Below are 19,101 nucleotides of genomic sequence, written 5' to 3' on the forward strand. Positions count from 1 at the left end.
TTGCAATGGTTCCCGCATGGGTGTCGTGCGGTTACCGGAACGTTGTTGTGAATACGCTACCCGGTCAAGACGACTGGCATAGCGCTGCGCGCGCTTGGTCATTGGACCCAGCACGCGTGCAGGATGTGCAGTGTACGAGCGGTCCAGGCCGATTCCGAGCATCGGCTGCGCTCGCCTGATGGCTGCACCGTTGCACCGACCTCCGCTCTCAGCCGATTGCATTGGTGAGGTCATACAACGGGACGAGTACCGAAATGATGACAAGCCCCACCACCGAGGCCAGCACCAGCGTGATGAACGGCACCAGCGCGGCCAGTGCGCGGTCGATGGCCTGCGCGGTTTCCAGCTCGAAGGTGTCGGCGGTCTTGAGCAGCATCGTATCCAGTGCGCCGGATTCTTCGCCCACCTGAATCATCTGCAGCGCCAGTCGGGGAAAACGCTTGCCGCGTGCCAGTGACATCGACAGGCCATGCCCGTTCTTGACGTCGTCGGCAGCGTTGGCGACATCCTCCACCAATGCCAGATTGGACATCACGTTACGCGCGATGCCGATCGCCGCCAGCAGCGGCACGCCATTGCGCAGCAAGGTGCCCAACGTGCGTGTCAGGCGTGCGGTTTCCAGCCGCGCGATCAGGCTGCCGACCACTTTCTGGCGCAGCAACCACTCGTCCAGCGACGCACGGAATGCGGCGTTGCGCCGCTTGCGATCCAGCCACAGCCCGAGCACGCCCGGCACCACGATCAACACCAGCCACCAGTCGCGCACCAGCAGGCCCACGCTCAATACGGCCTGGGTAAACCACGGCAGCGCCACATCCAGGCTTTCGTACATCTGCGCAAACTGCGGCACCACGTAGCCCAGCAGGAACAGCAGCGCGCAGCCCACCACCGCCAGCAGGATCGCCGGGTAGATCAACGCATTGATCACCTTGCCCCTGAGTGCACGGCTGCGCTCCAGATAATCGGCCAGCCGTTGCAGCGTGTCTTGCATGCTCCCGCCGGCTTCGCCTGCGCGCACCATGTTGATGTACAGCTTGGAAAACAGCCCGTGCTGGCGCTCAAGTGCAGACGACAACGGCGCACCACCACGCACGGTATCGCGCACATCGCCGATCACCCGCCGGCTTTTTTCGTCTTCAGGCAAATCCATCAGAATCGACAGCGCGCGATCCAGCGGTTGGCCGGCTCCGATCAGGGTGGCCAGCTGCTGGGTAAATTGCACCAGCGCCGCATTGTCGAATGGCTTCTTGCGCAGCAGCATGCGCAACGAGGGCGAATCGTTTTCGCCGGTGGCCAGGCGCGTTTCCACCGGCAGATGGCCCTGCTCCTGCAGACGCAGCGCCACCTCGGCGTCGCTGGCCGCTTCCATCTGGCCGTCGAGCATGTCGCCGTGAGCGTCCAGGGCTTTGTAGCGGTAGAGAGGCATCAGGCCTGCGAGCTGGGATTGGGGAATCGGGATGGGAGATTCGGCAACCGCGGCTTCGCGCCGGACTGCGCGTTGGCAGCGCGTCGGTTCGCGCAGGAAACGGCTGCAGCGACGCTGTTGCCGTGCCCGTTTCCGCGTCTCAGGGAAACTGGTCCCGGCACCTCACTGATCACGCATCCTCCGTAACGCGCAGGACTTCTTCGATGGTGGTTTCGCCGCGCAGGGCCTTGGACAACCCATCCTCGTACATGGTGCGCATGCCGGCCTTGCGCGCCAGTTGTTCGATCTCGCCCATGCCGGCGCGGCGCATCACCGCGCGCCGCAATTCGTCGTTCATCACCAGGAATTCGACGATGGTGGTGCGGCCGAGATAACCGGTGGGTGCGGTGGCCGAGGGACGCGGCCGATACAGGAAGATCTCGCCCTCGGGCTGCAGACGGCGCAGATTGAAGCGTTCGATCTCTTCGGGCGATGCGGCATAGCGTTCGGCGTTGGCCAGATCGAGTTTGCGTACCAGCCGTTGCGCCAGGATGCCGTTGATGGTGGAGGTGAGCAGATAGTCCTCCACGCCCATGTCGAGCAGGCGGGTGATGCCGCCAGCCGCGTTATTGGTGTGCAGCGTGGATAGCACCAAGTGACCAGTGAGCGCGGACTGGATCGCGATGCGCGCGGTTTCCAGATCGCGCATTTCGCCGATCATGATGATGTCCGGGTCCTGACGCACGATGCTGCGCAATGCGTTGGCGAAATCCAGCCCGATCTGCGGCTTTGCCTGAATCTGGTTGATGCCTTCGATCTGGTATTCCACCGGGTCTTCGACGGTGATGATTTTCACGTCGGAGGTGTTGAGCTGGCTCAACGCCGTATAGAGCGTGGTGGTCTTGCCCGAGCCGGTGGGGCCGGTGACCAGCATGATGCCGTGCGGTTGCTCCAGCACCTTGCGAAACTGCGGCAGGAAGTCTTCGGTAAAGCCGAGCTTGTAGAAGTCGAACACCACCGTTTCGCGATCGAGCAGACGCATCACCACGCTTTCGCCATGCGCGGTAGGCACGGTGCTGACGCGCAGATCCAGCTCCTTGCCCTGCACGCGCAGCATGATGCGGCCGTCCTGCGGCAGGCGGCGTTCGGCGATGTTGAGCTTGGCCATGATCTTGATGCGACTGATCACTGCAGCAGTGAGCTTGGCCGGCGGGCTTTCGCCTTCCACCAGCACGCCGTCGACGCGGTAACGCACCTTGAGCCGGCTTTCGAACGGTTCGATATGGATGTCGGAGGCACGCAGCTCCACCGCGTGCTGGATGACCAGATTCACCAGCCGGATCACCGGCGCTTCGGACGCCAGGTCGCGCAGCGCTTCGATGTCGTCGCTGCTATTGGCATCGCCATCGGCGGTTTCGACGATGGTGCCCATCGCGCTGCGGCCCTGGCCGTACCAGCGCTCGATCAGATCGTCGATTTCCGAACGCAAGCCAACCTGCAACAGCAGGGTGCAGCCAGTGGCAAGACGCACCGCATCAATGGCGTAATCGTCGTAAGGGTCGGCGATCCACAGCTCCAGCCGGCCATCGCGTTCGCCGACCGGGCAGAGATGAAATTGTTTGAGGAAGCGCAACGACAAGCCCTGCACTTCGGGCAGCATTTCCGGCGGTGTATCGCCGAGTTGGCGTGCATCCACCAACGGCAGGCCGAGCACCTCGGCGCAGGTCTCTGCGTGATCGCGTTCGGACACCAGACCCAGGCGGCCGAGCAGCGTGAGCAGGCCCATGCCGGATTCGGTCTGCAATTGGCGCGCGCGCAGCAGATCGGTGTCTTTCAGACGACGGCGTTCAAGCAGCGCATCGACGATGCGCATTTCCGCACTTCGATGCTCGATAGGATCGACGGCAACCGCGTTCACACTCGTCTCCACTGGTCCGGCGCCGACTGTAGCAGTTTGCCGCGACGATCAACCGCACGCATCTGAATCGCCCTGAAAAGCAATGCCCCCGGTCATTGGCCGGGGGCATCGGTCACACTATTTCGCTACTTACTGTCGTGCAACGAGCGTCAGCTTCGCGTAGCTCGCCGCGCCGACCAACTTGATGTAGTAAGTGCCGGCCTTGGGTGCAGTGAAACGCACGGTTTCGCTATTGCCCGGACGGGTCGACTTGGCGTCGTAGCTGGTCGCGCTGGGCTCGGCCGCGTAGCTGACGTACATCGACACATCGCCGGTGCCGCCGTAGGTCATGAAGCTGAGCACAGCACCGGCCTTGGCTTCGAAGCTGTACAGCGTGGAGCTGCCGGCGGCGCCGCTCAATCCGGCAACCGGTGCCTTGTTGGTCAGTTCGATGGCGCTGGGTGCGCAGCTCTCGGTGGCCGGGTCGCATGGCTCTTCCAACACCGCTTCCAGCGCGGCCTTGGCATCGACGATGCCGCTGCCGATCGGGGTGCTGGCCGGCGGGGTCACCGGGAAGCGGCGGCTGGTCTGCTTGAGCAGCGCTTCGACCGCAGCCGGGGTCAGCGGGCCGTCGCCCAGGCCGATTGCAGCGCTTTGCACCAGCGCAACGACGCCAGCCACATGCGGCGAGGCCATCGAGGTGCCGCCTAGACCCATATAGGTATAGCTACCTGAGGTCGGCGTGGTCGCACCGGTGTAGCCGGCCTGCCAGATGTAACCGCCCGGGTTGCCGTCCACGCTGCCGCCGCCGCCGGGGCCGGACACGTCCACCTTGCTGCCGTAGTTGGAGTAATAGGTGATGCCGCCGGTGATGCGCGTGGCGCCAACGGTGATGGTGTTGTTGCAGCTGGCCGGCGAGTGGTTGGCCGCATCTTCGCCACTGTTGCCGGCCGCCACCACCACGGTGGTGCCGCGCGACACGGCGCCATTGATCGCCAGCTGGGTGGCCGAATCGCAGGCGCCGCCGCCGCCCAGGCTCATGTTGATCACTTCAGCCGGGTTGGTGTTGGTCGGCACGCCTTCGACGGTGCCGCCGGAAGCCCACACGATCGCATCGGCGATGTCGGAGGTGTAACCGCCGCAACGCCCGAGCACGCGTACCGGCAGGATGGTCGCCTTCGGCGCCACGCCAGCCATGCCCACACCATTATTGGTCGCTTCAGCCACGGTTCCCGAGACATGGGTACCGTGCCAGGAGCTCTCCTGCGCCACCGAGCCGGTATAGCAGACGTTGTCGGCCTCTTCCCAGTCGCCGTAATCGAGTGCGCCCGGCACGCGCGCATCGGTGGGACGACGCGAGACTTCGGCGTCGGTGATGAAGTCATAGCCCTGCAGGATATTGTCAGCGAAATCGGGGTGGCCCGGCAGGATGCCGGTGTCCAGCACCGCCACCACCACGCCCGCACCCTGCGACAGATCCCACGCACCCGGCGCATTGATGCCGCCATTGGGGTTGCTCAGATGCCACTGGTACTGCGCGTACAACGGGTCGTTGGGAACCAGCTGCGGGCTCACATCGGTGGCGGGGACGCTCTTGCTGATGTCGATCGGGCGCAGCATGCGGTCGATCTGCACGTCGGCCACGGACGGGTCGTTCTTCAGTTCGATCACCACCTTGTCCACCTGCGCGGCGCTCAGCGTGCTGGACAGCTTGATCAGGTCCGAGCCGATGCCCAGCTTGCGCACATACGTCGCCTTGGCGGCGGCAGCGCTGCTGCGCGCGCCAGTGCTGACACCAACGCGGCCCACAGCGGCCTGCACGGCGCTCAGCTTGCTACTGCGATCGGTCGCAGCAGCGGCGTTGTCCTTGTAACGCACGATCAACCGGCTACCGAACGCTGCGCCGGCCGGAGCTGCCTGGGTCGGTTCCTTGACCAGCAGTTTTGGGGCAGCAGCAAGGGTGCCAGACGCACCAAGGGCCATCATCAGGATGGCGCCGGTCAGCGGGTTGAGACGGAAATTCTTGTCGATCACGGTGAAGTCCTCTTCGTATTTTTCGTGAATCAGGCTTGGAGCAGCCAGCGCAATCGCTGCGTACCGCGGTGCGGTTCACGGCGTCCTTGTCGGCCACCCCTGGTACGGCCATCACTCCATGCGAATCCGTTGGCCGGCCCAGCCACGGTCCTTGCCCGCCCCCTCAGGCCTTACAGATCGCGACGACGCACCTGGCGCCGCCGCGTTTGATGCAACCGCGCTTACCAGCCGAAACCGGCACCCACGCCGACCGAGCGGTCGTCACCACTGAGCGCGCCGCCCACGGTGACCGTGGCGCGCGGGCTGATCGCACGTTGGTAGCCCACCGACAGTGCCGACTCGCCGTTCTGGAAGCCGACACCGGCACCGATGCGGTTCTGCGACGCGATACCCGCCACGCTGGCGGACATGTTCAACATCGCCGAGCTCATCGCGCCCTGGCGATCCAGACGACGGTTCTGTCGGCGCAGACGATCTTCGATATCGCCCTGGTAGCTTTCGAAGCTGTCGGCCATCGCGTTGTAGCGGCTGTCGGTGTAGCTGTTGGCCGCAGCAACGCCGTTATCCAACTGGCCCTTGTTGACCGCATCGGTGGCACGCGTGCCGGCGGCCACATTGGCTACCTGACGCTCGCCGCCGACGCTGCCCACCGACACCGTGTTGGCACGATCTGCAACCGACCCCTGACCCAAGGCGACGGCACCTTGTGCAGTGGCACGTGCGCCCTGGCCGATCGCGGTACCGGAAGCCGCGGTGACCTGCGCGCCTTCGCCCATCGCCACGGCATTGGTTGCCACGGCCGCGATCTGCGTATTGGCACCCACCGCAGTGCTGCCATCGGCATTGACGCGTGCATTGCTGCCGATCGCGGTGTCGTTGGGGCCATGCGCATATGCGCTGCCGCCGATTGCCGTGCCGGTAATGTGATTCGCCACCGCAGCGGTACCGACCGCCGTGGACGTGGCTGCCGGCGTGACGCTGCCGACACCAGCGGCAGTGGGTGTGCCCTGCACCGCGGCTGTTGCCTCGCTCGCAGTGCTTGTGACATTGCTGGACACATCGCTGACCGCAGTCGCCGCCACTGCCGGCACTGTTGCGGTGCGCAGCGACGCGGTGCGTGCAGCGGTGTTGGCGGGAGTGCCACCACTGCGTGCATCCAGCTCGGTGACCTTGCTGTCCAACGCAGTCAATGCGGCACCAACGTTGTTGTAGCTGGCACCCTGGATCACATACGTCGGCGCCACGAACACGCCTTGCGCGCCGATCGCCGCACCGCCGCCGAGGAAGCTGGCTGCATTGCTCAACGATTGGAACAACTGGCCGCCATTGACCGCATCGGTGCTGGCACTGGCAATCGCGCCGGTGCCGACGTTGACGATGCGGCGCGTGGCCGGGCCGCCGCGACCGTTGCCGCTACCCACCGACACCGTATTGGCGTCATAGGTGCGCGAGCCCGAGCCCAGTGCCACCGAATCGGCACCGCTGGCACCGGCATTCGCACCAAGCGCCACGGAATTGCTGCCGCTTTCGCGCACGAAGGAGTTGTAGCCCAGCGCAACGCCGTTTTCGCCGATGGCGTTGGTCTGCCGGCCCATCGCGGTGCTGTTCACGCCGCTGGCGCTGCTGTCCACCCCCATCGCGCTTGCACCAGTGGCCGACGCGCGGCTGCCGGAGGCAATCGCCACGCTACGTGCACCCGTGGCAGCAGCGCCGGAGCCGGCCGCAGTGCTGCGGTCGCCGGTCGCCGTGGCTACCGCGTCGCCGGTGGTCTTGAACTTGCTGGTGGTGTTCTGCACATCGGCCGATACCGCATCCAGCTGTCCCTTGTTGACCGCATCGGTCGCCACCAGGCCATCGCTGACGTTGACGATGCGGCGCGTCGCCGGGCCGCCGCGACCATTGCCGCTGCCGATCGACACCGTATCGGCTTCATAGGTGCGCGAACCCGAGCCCAAGGCCACCGAATCAGCACCGGTCGCGCCGGCATTGGCACCCAGTGCCACGCCGTTAACTGCGCTCTGGCGCACGAACGAGTTGTAGCCCACCGACACCGCGTTTTCGCCGATGACGTTGACCTGACGACCGACGCCGGTGCTATTGATGCCGGTGGCCGATGCATCCACACCGATCACACTGGCACCCACCGCATTGGCGCGGCTACCGCCGCCCAATGCAAGCGTGTTGTCGGCAAGCGCGGCTGCGCTCTGGCCCAACGCAGTGGCATTGACGCCGTCGGCATAGGAGTTCCAGCCGATCGCGGTAGCGTAGTCCGCAGTGGCCCAGGCACCGGCACCGAAGGCCGCTGCACCCGTGCCGGAGGCCCGTGCCGGAATGAAGCCGAAAAACGTGCTGCCGCCGACGGCCACACTCTCATCGCCGGTGGCTTCGCTGAATTCGCCAACTGCAACCGCGCTGGCACCGGAGGCCAACGCAACGGCGCCGACGGCGGTGCTGTAATCACTCGACGCCACTGCGCCGTAGCCCAGCGCCGACGACAAGCGACCGCTGGATTCGCTGTAGCCACCGAAGGCGGCACTACCGACATTGGATGCGGTACTGCGGAAACCCGCAGCGATGGCCTGATTATCGGAGGCCACCGCTTCGCTGCCGAGGGCGGTGGTGTAGGTCGAAATCGCCTGCGCACCCGCACCGTGTGCGGTGGCGCCGATATCGCTGGCCAATGCGTTGCTGCCGACCGCGCTGCTGTTTTCGCCCAATGCCTGGGCATTGCTGCCCAACGCGGCCGCACCGATACCGCCAGCCACTGCGCCGACGCCTACTGCAGTGGCGTTGTCGACCACGGCTTGCGCGCCCGCACCCAATGCGGTGGCACCGTTACCGGTGGCATTGGCGCCCTCGCCTGCCGCCAGGGCGTCATCGCCCTCGACATAGGCACCGGCATCGCTGTCGGCACTGCCACTGGCCTTGAAGTACTTGCTGGTGGTTTGCGCGGTTTCGGCAACGGCGTTGAGCTGATTCAGATTCACCGCGTCGGTACCCTGCGTACCGGCCGCAACATTGGTGATCTGACGCTCGTTACCAGCACTGCCCACCGACACCGCGAAGTCGCGATCGGCGACCGAGTCGGCACCCAATGCCACGCTGCCTTCGCCGGTGGATTCAGCGAAGTTGCCCAGCGCGGTGCTGTTGAGGCCCGGTGCCCAGGCCGCGCCACCGACCGCAGTGGAGTAATCGCCGGAGGCTTCGGTCGGCAACAGACCGAGCAAGGCACCACCAACCGAGACGCTGTGGTAGCCACTGGCCACACTGCCCTGGCCGGCCGCAACGCTGTAGCCGCCGGTAGCAGCTGCATCGCCGCCCACGGCAACGGTGTTGGAGCCGCTGGCAGTGCTGAAATTCCCCAGCGCCGTGCTGTTGAAACCGCTGGCGGTGGAATAGCCACCCAAGGCGGTGGAGTAATTGGACGTGGCTTCGGCACCGAAGCCGAACGCCGCGGCGCTGGTGCCGTTGGCGACGCTCTCCGCGCCGACGGCGGTGGCCGATTCGCCGCTGGCGCTGGCGAAATAGCCCATGGCAGTGGATTCGCTGCCCTGCGCTTCGCTCAGCGAACCGACCGCCAGCGAGCCATCGCCATAGGCGCCGGCGGCGGCGCCGAGTGCGGTGCTCTGCGCGCCGGCCGCTTCGCTTTCGCCCCCAACGGCCACGGCATAGTCGCCGCTGGCCTGGCTGAAGGCGCCATTGGACACACTGCCGAAGCCGCTGGCCGCTGCGTTGTAACCGGCCGCATTGGCGTATTGCGCGGTGGCGCTGGCGCCGCTACCGATGGCCACAGCGCCGATCGCGGTGGCTTGGCTGCTGGACCCGAACGCGCTGCTGTAATCGCCTTCGGCCGTGGCATTGGAGCCGGCGGCGGTCGCGTCCTCGCCCTGCGCATCGGCCGTGCCGGTGCCGGTGCCGGCGAACAGGCGCGCGGTGTTTTCAGCGGCGCCAGCGACGGCGTTGAGCTGGTCCAGATTCACCGCATCGGTGCCCTCGGTGCCGGCCGCAACATTGGCAATCTGCCGCGCGCTACCGGCCGCGCCCACCGACACCGTGTTGGCGCGATCGGCGACCGAACCCGCACCCAGCGCAACGCTATCGTCGGCAGATGCCACCGCACCGCTGCCGAGGCCGATGCTCCGCGTACCCGAGGCGTTGGATTGCCAGCCCAACGCGACGCTCTCGGTACCGGGCGCATAGGATTGGCCGCCAAGCGACGTGGCGCTTGTACCCGCCGCATTGGCGTAAGTGCCCAGGGCAACCGACGAGTAGTTGCTTGCCTGCGCATTCGCGCCGAGTGCCGTGCTGTAGTAACCATCGGCCACACTTTCGGTACCGATTGCGGTGCCGCTATCCCCACCCGCCACACTGCCAAAGCCCGTCGCCGTTGCTCCGCGTCCACTTGCGGCACTGGAGCCGCCGACGGCCGTGCTGGAATATCCCGATGCCATGCTGTCGCTACCCAGCGCGGTGGCGTTGTCATCAACGGCACGGCTGTTGTTCCCCACTGCCGTGGCAGAGGGTGCACTGGCGCTGGCGTAGCCGCCGATGGCCGTGGAGTACGCAGCGGTTTGACTGCCCGCGCCGAGCGCAATGCTCTGGTCGCCGTCAGCCTGCGCTCCCCAACCCACTGCGATGCTTTCATCGCCGGTCGCATCGGATTGGCCTCCGAGCGAAATGGCACGCGGACCAAATGCATTTGCGTAGGTACCCACCGCAATCGAGCCGGTATCGGCCGCAGCCGCGTTCGCGCCCACTGCCGTGCTGTCGTCACCGTAGGCGAGACTTTCGGTACCGATGGCGGTGCCGCCGCTGCCCCACGCCACGCTGGCAAAGCCCAATGCGGTCGATGCGGTCCCATTGCCGATGCTTTCGTAACCGATCGCTGTGGCACCGCGGCCATTGGCGATGCTGGTGCCGCCCACGGCGGTGCTGAAATAGCCCGATGCGTTGCTGTCGCCGCCGAGTGCGGTGGCGTAGTCGTCGCCGGCATTGCTGTTGAACCCCACTGCCGTGGCATTGGCAACACTGGCGTTGGCATTGCTGCCGACCGCCGTGGTGCCCAGCGCGGACGCCTGGCTGCTCGCGCCGAGCGCGATGCTGTCGTCGCCGGACGCGGTGCTGGCGCCGCCCAGCGCAACGGTGCGCTCACCGAAGGCACTGCTGTTTGCGCCGATCGCGGTGGATGCAGTGCCACCGGCGGCGGCGTTGGCGCCGAAGGCAGCGCTGTCGGTACCGAACGACACGCTTGCACCACCCACGGCGGTGCTGGTGTCGCCGAACGCCACGCTACCCACGCCCAGCGCAGTGGAATCCGCGCCGTTGGCGATGCTCTCGTAACCCAGCGCCGTCGCGCCGCTGGCAGTGGCCTGGCTTGTGACGCCCACGGCGGTGCTGGCATCGCCCGAGGCGCTGCTGTTGCCGCCGAGCGCCGTGGTGTTTTCCGCGATTGCGGTGCTGTTGAAACCGACTGCCGTGGCGTTGTCGGTGGTGGCATTGGCGCCGCTGCCAACTGCAGTTGCACCCTGCGCAGATGCCGCGCTGCTCGAACCCAGCGCGGTGCTGTAGTCGCTGTCGGCCAATGCGTTGGAACCAGCAGCCACGCTGTCGACGCCTTGCGCGATCGCAGCACCATCGCCGGTGGCGACGAAGGAGCGCGCAGTGGTGGACGCAACATCGGACACTGCGGTGAGCTGGTCGAGATTCACCGCATCGGTGCCTTCGGTACCGGTAGCGACATTGGTGATCTGGCGCTCTGCGCCATCAGCGCCCACCGACACGGTATTGGCGCGCGTGGCGACCGAGTTGGCGCCCAAGGCAACCGAATTGGCGCCGCGGGCGGTGCTGTAATACCCCAGCGCCGTGCTCAGTTCGCCGCTGGCCCAGGATTCCGGACCCACGGCGGTTGCGCCTTCGCCCGGTGCATACGCGAAGTAGCCCACGGCGGTGGCTTCGGTGCCGGAGGCTTCGCTCAGCGTGCCGACCGCGGTGGTGTAGGTACCCGACGCAATCGCGCCGGCGCCCAGCGCGGTGGAGGCTTCGCCACTGGCCTGGGTCTGCACGAAGAAGCCCAGACCGGGAATCAGATCGACCGGGCCGCCGACTGCGGTGCTGCTGGTGCCGCTGGCGCTGGTTTGGGTGCCGACGGCAGTGGCGTAATCGCCTCCCGCATTGGCCACCGCACCGAAGGCAGACGCCTGCGCGCCTGCTGCGTATGCGCCCACGCCGAACGACGATGCAGCAAAGCCATCTGCATTGGCGCTGGCGCCGACCGCGGTGCCGCCGACGCCGGCGCTGGTGGCACCAGTGGTGACCGGCACACCGCCGTTGGTGATCAGCGGCTGGCCGTCTTCATTGACCGCCGCGCCGCCCACGGCCACGCTGGCCGGGCCATTGGCCTGCGCGTTGTGACCAAATGCTGCGCTGTTCTGCCCGGATGCCAGCGCATTGGCGCCGACCGCAGTGGCGTTGGTGGCGACCGCATTGGCGCCGGTTCCCAGCGCCGTGGTCGCCGTGCCGACGGCATTGGCACCGTCGCCTGCAGCGAGTGCGCTGTCGCCTTCGACATAGGCGCCCACGCTGTCTTCGCCCGGGGTTGCCTTGAAGAACAGCGCGGTGTTTTCAGCCACATCGGCCACGTCACGCAACTGCGCCACGTTGACCGCATCGTTTGCGTTGACACCGGCAGTGACGTTGGTGATGCGGCGCGTCGCCGGGCCACCGCGACCATTGCCGCTGCCCACCGACACCACGTCGTCTTCGTAGGTGCGCGAGCCTGCGCCCAGCGCCACCGAGTTTGCGCCGCTCACGCCGGCATTGGCACCGAGCGCCACGCCGTTTTCGCCGCTCTGGCGCACGAAACTGTTGTAGCCGATCGCCACGGCGTTTTCGCCGATCGCATTGGTCTGGCGGCCGATCGCACTGCTGTTGACGCCACCGGCGCTGCTGTCGGCGCCGGTGGCCACGGCGCCGGTTGCGCTGGCGTGGCTATTGGCGCCGATGGCGGTGGCCTTGCTGGCCGGTGCCGACGCGCCGCGCCCCACTTCCACCGATTGCGCACTGGCGGGAAGTGGCGTGGCGAATCCGGCGCCACCCGCCAGGGCGATGGCAGCGGTCAGTGCCAGGCGGTGGCGGCGATCGATGAACGAGGCTGACGCAACGGCTCCGGGGCTGTCACCGCTGGCCAGTTCCGAGGCTACGGCCCACACACCAAGCGATTTGTTCCAGACCTTGCGATAAATCCGATTCATCGACGCACGACTCCTGAGTTGTTGGACTGGTTTTGGCGAACACCAGGCAGCGAAAGGCGTTCCAGCCTGTGATTCACCGCAGTTATTCGCGCTACGGGCCTTGCGGCGGGACGACTTGCGCCTGCTCCCTGGATAGTCAAAAAGTGAACGCTACCCAACCATAGAACTGAGCAAAGTGTTAACAGCCGTCATTTCAGGCGTCAAGTTTTTGACATAAAGCGAAGATAAGTGCGCGTTTGATCACAGTTCTGGTTGCTTTTATTAGATTTTTGATAAATCTTTGGAAAACAGCGACCTAGATCATGTCCTTAGAGACATTTCAGAGCTGAATAGGCAGAACGGGAAAAGACAAAAACCCCCGCGCGCAGGACGCCGGCAGGCGCGATTGCGCAAAAAGGCAGGGGTGGCGTGTCGATTCTGTGGCCAACGTGCCGCACCAGTAACACACCGCCATCTGACGCGCGGGACAGCCATGCCTCAGGCAATTGCCGCCAAGGAACTGACGATGCTGCGGGACGGCGGCGCCAGGCGTCGGATCATTGGCGCGCCAACAGGCTGGCCGCTTTGCAGGCCGTGCCCTTCAATCTGATGGATGTCGGTGCCGACACGCAGCGTGGTGAAGCGCATCGTCTGGCCAATGCCGCATGCATGGATGTAGCGGCGCCCAAAACGCTGTTGCGGAGAATCGCGATACCTGCGAACAACGTGGCGCTTTTAAAAAAAAACCATCGTGGTCGATTCGCTTGAGCATCCGCCAGTGACCGCAGCACTCGGCGAAGCGTCAACCGCCCGGCAACTGCAGGCGCGGCGCGCCGTGCCAAAACGACAACGGCCGCGTGCATCGCTGCACACGGCCGTCGAGTGAGGCATCAGCGGCTACAGATCAGCCGCACGCCATCAACCGCACCACACACGCGCGTTGCGGAACATCCGCAGCCACGGCGAGTCGTCGCCCCAGTCGGCCGGATACCAGCTCAGGTTTGCGCTGCGCGGCGTGCGCTCGGGATGCGGCATCAGGATGGTGACGCGACCGTCGCTGCTGGTCAGCCCGGTGATGCCGTCAGGGGAACCGTTCGGATTGAGCGGGTACTGCGACGCCACCGCGCCATCGCCATCGATGTAACGCAATGCCACGCGTGCAGCGGCCTGGTCCACGGCCGTGTCGAACTCCGCACGGCCTTCGCCATGCGCCACCGCCACCGGAATTCGCGAACCCGCCATGCCGCGCAGGAAGATCGATGGCGACTCCACCACTTCCAGTAGCGCAGTGCGCGCTTCGAACTGCTCACTGCGGTTGCGCAAAAAGCGCGGCCAATGCTCGGCACCGGGAATGATGTCTTTGAGCTGGCTGAGCATCTGACAGCCATTGCACACGCCCAGCGCGAACGTCTCGCTACGCGCGAAGAACGCGGCAAACGCATCGCGCAGCGCCGAACGCTCCAGGATCGAAGTGGCCCAGCCACGACCGGCACCCAGCACGTCGCCGTAGCTGAAACCGCCGCACGCCGCGAAGCCGACGAACTCGCGCAAATCCACGCGGCCTTCGATCAGGTCGCTCATGTGCACGTCGTAGGCACGGAAACCTGCGCGCTCGAAGTTGTAGGCCATTTCGATCTGCCCGTTGACGCCCTGCTCGCGCAGGATCGCCACCTTGGGCCGTGCACCAGTCGCCACGAACGGCGCGGCCACATCTTCGGATGGATTGAACACCAGCTTCGGACGCAGGCCCGGCGCCTTGAAATCACGCGCCAGCGCGCGCTCTTCGTCGGCGCTGTCCGGGTTGTCGCGCAGCTTCTGCATGGCATGGGTCACCGACCACCATGCATCGAACAGCTCTTCCCAACGCCACTCGGCCAGCACGCGGCCCTGCCCGCTCACGCGGATGCGCGGCGTGCCGGTGGGCCGTGCGATGCGCTGCGCGCATTCGGTCAACGCGTGGCGCTCGACCAGATCGGCGAACGCGGCGCGGTCCTCGCTGGCGATTTGCACCACTGCGCCCAGTTCTTCGTTGAACAGGCTGCGGAACGCATCGTCGCCCCACGCATCCAGCGTGATATCCAGACCCTGCCGCGACGCGAACGCCATTTCGCACAACGCAGCAAACGCGCCGCCATCGCTGCGATCGTGATACGCCAGCAACAGCCCGCTGTCGCGCGCATCGCGGATCAATTCGAAGAAACTGCGCAGACGCTGCGCATCATCCAGATCCGGCACGTCACCACCGAATGCAGGCAACGCCGCGTCATCGGCATACACCTGCGCCAGCACCGACCCACCCAGACGCTGCTTGCCACCGCCCAAGCCGATCAACCACAACTCGCTATCTTCCTCGTTGCGCAGCAACGGCGTCAGCTGCGTGCGCACATCGCCGACCGGCGCGAATGCACTGATGATCAGCGACACGGGTGAAACGCTTTTCAGCGTTTCACCGGGAATCGGGAATCGGGAATCGGGAATGGTTGAAGCGGAGGGCTCTGGCGTTTCGCCATTCCCAATTTCCGATTCCCCATTTCCGGCAACCCACTGCGCCTGCATCGACAGCGAATCCTTGCCCACCGGCACGCTCAGTTCGAGCGCGGGACACAGTTCCATGCCGATCGCGCGCACGGCGTCGTACAGCAGGGCGTCTTCGCCGCTGTGACCGGCGGCGGCCATCCAATTCGCCGAGAGCTTGATGCTGTCCAGCCGCTGCACCGGTGCAGCGCACAGGTTGGTGATTGCTTCGCCCACTGCCATGCGTGCGGACGCGGCGGCGTTCAATAGCGCCAGCGGGGTGCGCTCGCCAATCGACATCGCCTCGCCTTCGAAGGTGTCGAAACCGGCCATGGTGATCGCGCAATCGGCCAGCGGCAGCTGCCATGGGCCGATCATCTGCTCGCGCGCGGTCAACCCACCCACGCTGCGGTCGCCGATGGTGACCAGAAAGCTCTTGGACGCCACGGTGGGATGCGCCAACACGCGCAAGCCGGCCTCGTGCAAATCCAGCCCAGCGGTCTGCAACACCGGCCACTGCGGCGCCGGCGGATGCACCGCATCGCGATGCATCTTCGGCGCCTTGCCGAACAGCACATCCATCGGCAGGTCGATCGGGAGCGGGGAATCGGGAGTGGGGAATGGGGAATAGTGAGAAGCGACATCGGCAGCCGGCAGCGTGCTGTTGCCATTCCCGATTCCCAATTCCCGATTCCCGGCGTCGAGGACGCCATAGCCAACCACCAGCCGCTCCTCGGCGGTGGCCACGCCGACGGCGGCGAACGGGCAACGCTCGCGGGCGCAGATGGCGGCAAATTCGTCCAGGCGCGCCTGCGGCACGCCAAGCACATAGCGTTCCTGCGATTCGTTGCACCACAGTTCCAGCGGCGACAACGACGGGTCGTCGGTGAGCACGCGGCCCAGGTCGATGATGCCGCCTACGCCCGAATCGTGCAGCAGCTCGGGAATGGCGTTGGACAGCCCGCCTGCGCCCACGTCGTGGAACCAGCGGATCGGGTTGTCGATCCCCAGCGCCACGCAGCGGTCGATGACCTCCTGGCAGCGGCGTTCCATCTCCGGGTTTTCGCGTTGCACGCTGGCAAAGTCCAGCGCTTCGGCGCTGTCGCCGGCCGCCACCGAACTGGCCGCACCGCCGCCCAGGCCGATCAGCATCGCCGGGCCGCCGAGCACGATCACCGCATCGCCCGGTTGCAGGCGCAGCTTTTGGACCTGGTTGCGATCGATCGCGCCCAGGCCGCCGGCCAGCATGATCGGCTTGTCGTAGGCGCGGGTCAGGCCCGGGCCTTCGGCCAGCTCGAAGCTGCGGAAATAGCCGAGCAGATTCGGCCGGCCGAATTCGTTGTTGAATGCAGCACCGCCCAGCGGGCCGTCGAGCATGATGTCCAGCGCCGGGGCCATGCGCGGGTTCAGCGCGCGCGGCGCTTCCCACGGCTGCGGCAGGGTCGGGATGCGCAGATGCGAGACGGTGAAACCGGTCAGGCCGGCCTTGGGCTTGCCGCCGCGGCCGGTGGCGCCTTCGTCGCGAATTTCGCCGCCCGCACCGGTAGCCGCACCGGGAAACGGCGCGATCGCGGTCGGGTGGTTATGCGTTTCTACCTTGATGGCGAAGGCCGACGGCAGCACCGCCTCGGCGCGGTACTCGCCACTGGCCGAATCCGGGCGATAGCGCGCGGCCGGCACGCCTTCCACCACCGCGGCGTTGTCGCTGTAGGCCGACAAGGTGTGTTGCGGGGTTTGCTGGTGGGTGTGCTTGATCATGCGGAACAGCGAGCGTTCCTGCGGTTTGCCATCGATGGTCCAGCTGGCGTTGAAGATCTTGTGCCGGCAGTGCTCGGAATTGGCCTGGGCGAACATCATCAGCTCGACATCGGCCGGGTCGCGGCCCAGCTCGGCGAAGCGTTCGCGCAGGTAGTCGATCTCGTCCTGCGCCAGCGCCAGGCCGAGGTCGCGGTTGGCCTGCTCCAGCCCATCCAGCGGCACGCGCTGCAACTGTCCGCGATCGGGCACGTTGAACAGCGCTTCGGCGGCCGCGGCCGAGCCGAGCAGCGATTGCGTCATCGGGTCGTGCAGCAGCTTGGCCACGGCGGCCTGCATCGCTTCGTCGGCCGGCCAACCGGCCAGATCGATGCGGGTACCGCGCTCCACGCGCTGGATCGGCTGCCCGGCGCCACGCACCAGCTCGGTGGCCTTGCTCGACCACGGCGACAAAGTGCCCAGGCGCGGCACCACGTAGCGGGAAGAGGCATCCGCATCGCGCGCGGCGGGCGCGGCGTTGGCCTGCAGGATCCGCTGCAAGGTGGCCTGATCGGGCGACTGCCCGGCGTCGGCGCGGATGAAGTACACGTGCCAGGCGCCGGTGATGCGCAGCGCGGGGACGAGGGTTTGCAGGCGGGTTTCGAGCCGAGCGCGGCGGAACGGCGAAAGGGCGGAAGCGCCCTCGAGGACCATCATGTCCGGGGAACCGTGTCAGAAACGGGGCTGCAGATTGTAACGGAGCTGATGGATCGACGCCGGACTGAGCGTGCACTGGGTGGGTTGATGGGGCCGTGTCGCGGGGCCAACGCAAGTCCTGCGCGACACAGGTGACCGTGGCTGGCGGACTCGCGGGCGACGAGGCTAGCGCTGACGCAATGGCTGCTGGCTGCTCGACAGCATGCCCGCGCGCTGATTGGTAGCTGGGCGAATTGCCAGGTTCAGGCCCCCGATCCCGCCAGCCTGCCCCAAAAAACGCGGAAGGCCGGAATGCATCTGCACTCCAGCCTTCCGTTCGCTCACGCCGGCCACCGAAGTGACCCGCAAAGCGGCATCACACCGCCGCTTCGCCATGGATCAGCGACTGCCGCCTGCGGTGGCGACAGCGCGCTTTTCCAGCGCCTCACGCAGCTGCGCTGGCGGCAGGTAGCCACCGAGCTGGGTGCCGTCGGGCGCGAAGATCGCCGGAGTACCGTTGACGCCCAGGCGCTGGCCCAGGGTGTATTCCATCGACACCGGGTTCTTGCAGTCCTTGGAGGCCACCGGCTGACCGGACTTGGCGGCCGTCAGCGCCTGCTTGCGATCGGCCGCGCACCACACCGCGATCATTTCCTTGTGGTCCTGACTGCCCAGACCCATGCGCGGGAAGGCCAGGTATTCCACCGCGATGCCCTGCTTGTTGAGCTCGCCGATCTCACTGTGCAGCTTGCGGCAGTAGCCGCATTCCACGTCGGTGAAGACGGTGACGGTGTATTTCGGATTTGCCGGCGCAAACACGATGCGGTCGGCCTTGGGCACGGTCTCCAGCTGCTTGCGACGATACGCCAGCAGGCCCGGGCTGGCGGCGAACTGCTTGTTCTGGATATCGAACGGCTGTGCCTGGATCAGATAACGGCCGTCATCGCTGACGTACAGCACCTGCCCGCCAACGACCACCTCACGGAACCCGGGGAACGGCGCGGCACCGATGTAATCGGGTTTGAAATCCGGGTCCAGCGCCTTGAGCGCGGTGCTCACGCGCTGGTCCACGCTACCGGTGGTGGCGGGCGCGGTGGCGGGCTTGGCGCCGGCAGTGCTTGCCGCAGGCTGCGACGATTGTGCGCAGGCGGTAAGACTGATCGCGCCCAGCAGCGCGGCGATGGCAAGACGATACATTCACGCATCCAGATGGAATGGGGTGGCTGGATTCTCGCACAGCGCAGATGAAGCCAGGCAGCGGCCGCGACATTTGTGAATCACAGCAGGCGAACAGTTGCTGCGCGGATTGGACAAACGCCATACAAACCGCGGTTCGGCAGGTCTGGCGGCCAGGCCCCGCATTCGCATTCGCATTCGCAGTCGCAGTCGCACAGCGCCATGGAGATTCCCCCAGAGCGTGGCGCCCGTTCTCTCTTGCTGTTCGGGGGCCGCAGCCGCGTGGCGTCCGGCGATGATCGCCAGCGTGAGGCATGTCAAGAAGGAGCGCGCGCTGCCGCACGACGCCAGCCAGACTGCGAGACCGTCACAACCGCCGAGCGCAGCTGATGATGCATCGCAACGTCAGCCACGCG

Annotated in this window: 7 protein-coding genes; all 7 read right to left on the reverse strand. The window is 66.2% G+C overall.

Translation table 11 applies throughout. The annotated features are described in order from the left end of the window. Nucleotides 1-208: 208 nt before the first annotated feature. A complete protein-coding gene (xpsF, locus tag M0D43_RS07470; protein ID WP_260808069.1) occupies nucleotides 209-1,426 on the reverse strand; it encodes a type II secretion system protein XpsF in 1,218 nt (405 codons plus the stop codon). 169 nt (nucleotides 1,427-1,595) lie between these two features. Continuing rightward, the gene (gspE, locus tag M0D43_RS07475) at nucleotides 1,596-3,323 is read right to left on the reverse strand and encodes a type II secretion system ATPase GspE (RefSeq protein WP_252164138.1); all 1,728 of its coding nucleotides are present in this window, start codon (nucleotides 3,321-3,323) and stop codon (nucleotides 1,596-1,598) included. Between the two features lie 129 nt (nucleotides 3,324-3,452). After that, nucleotides 3,453-5,336 (reverse strand): diffusible signal factor-regulated S8 family serine peptidase, encoded by a 1,884-nt coding sequence (locus M0D43_RS07480; protein WP_252164139.1) that lies wholly within the window; start codon nucleotides 5,334-5,336, stop codon nucleotides 3,453-3,455. 221 nt (nucleotides 5,337-5,557) lie between these two features. Further along, a complete protein-coding gene (locus M0D43_RS07485; protein WP_252164140.1) occupies nucleotides 5,558-12,586 on the reverse strand; it encodes an ESPR-type extended signal peptide-containing protein in 7,029 nt (2,342 codons plus the stop codon). A gap of 477 nt (nucleotides 12,587-13,063) precedes the next feature. Next, nucleotides 13,064-13,213: a hypothetical protein gene (locus M0D43_RS07490; protein ID WP_260808070.1), complete on the reverse strand. Its 150-nt coding sequence runs from the start codon at nucleotides 13,211-13,213 to the stop codon at nucleotides 13,064-13,066. A 270-nt stretch (nucleotides 13,214-13,483) separates the two neighbouring features. Further along, nucleotides 13,484-17,530 carry a phosphoribosylformylglycinamidine synthase gene (purL, locus tag M0D43_RS07495; protein ID WP_252164142.1) on the reverse strand — a complete coding sequence of 1,349 codons (4,047 nt, stop codon included), beginning with the start codon at nucleotides 17,528-17,530 and terminating at the stop codon, nucleotides 13,484-13,486. 378 nt (nucleotides 17,531-17,908) lie between these two features. Further along, a complete protein-coding gene (locus M0D43_RS07500; protein WP_252164143.1) occupies nucleotides 17,909-18,706 on the reverse strand; it encodes a DsbC family protein in 798 nt (265 codons plus the stop codon). Between the last annotated feature and the right edge of the window lie 395 nt (nucleotides 18,707-19,101).

Origin of the sequence: Xanthomonas prunicola, assembly GCF_025266575.1 — a bacterium.
Lineage (GTDB): Bacteria > Pseudomonadota > Gammaproteobacteria > Xanthomonadales > Xanthomonadaceae > Xanthomonas > Xanthomonas prunicola.

Coding starts and splice junctions, on each gene's coding strand:
- xpsF (WP_260808069.1), bottom strand. CDS start 1,426: ATGCCTCTCTACCGCTACAAAGCCCTGGACGCTCACGGCGACATGCTC.
- M0D43_RS07485 (WP_252164140.1), bottom strand. CDS start 12,586: ATGAATCGGATTTATCGCAAGGTCTGGAACAAATCGCTTGGTGTGTGG.
- M0D43_RS07490 (WP_260808070.1), bottom strand. CDS start 13,213: ATGCGCTTCACCACGCTGCGTGTCGGCACCGACATCCATCAGATTGAA.
- purL (WP_252164142.1), bottom strand. CDS start 17,530: ATGATGGTCCTCGAGGGCGCTTCCGCCCTTTCGCCGTTCCGCCGCGCT.
- M0D43_RS07500 (WP_252164143.1), bottom strand. CDS start 18,706: ATGTATCGTCTTGCCATCGCCGCGCTGCTGGGCGCGATCAGTCTTACC.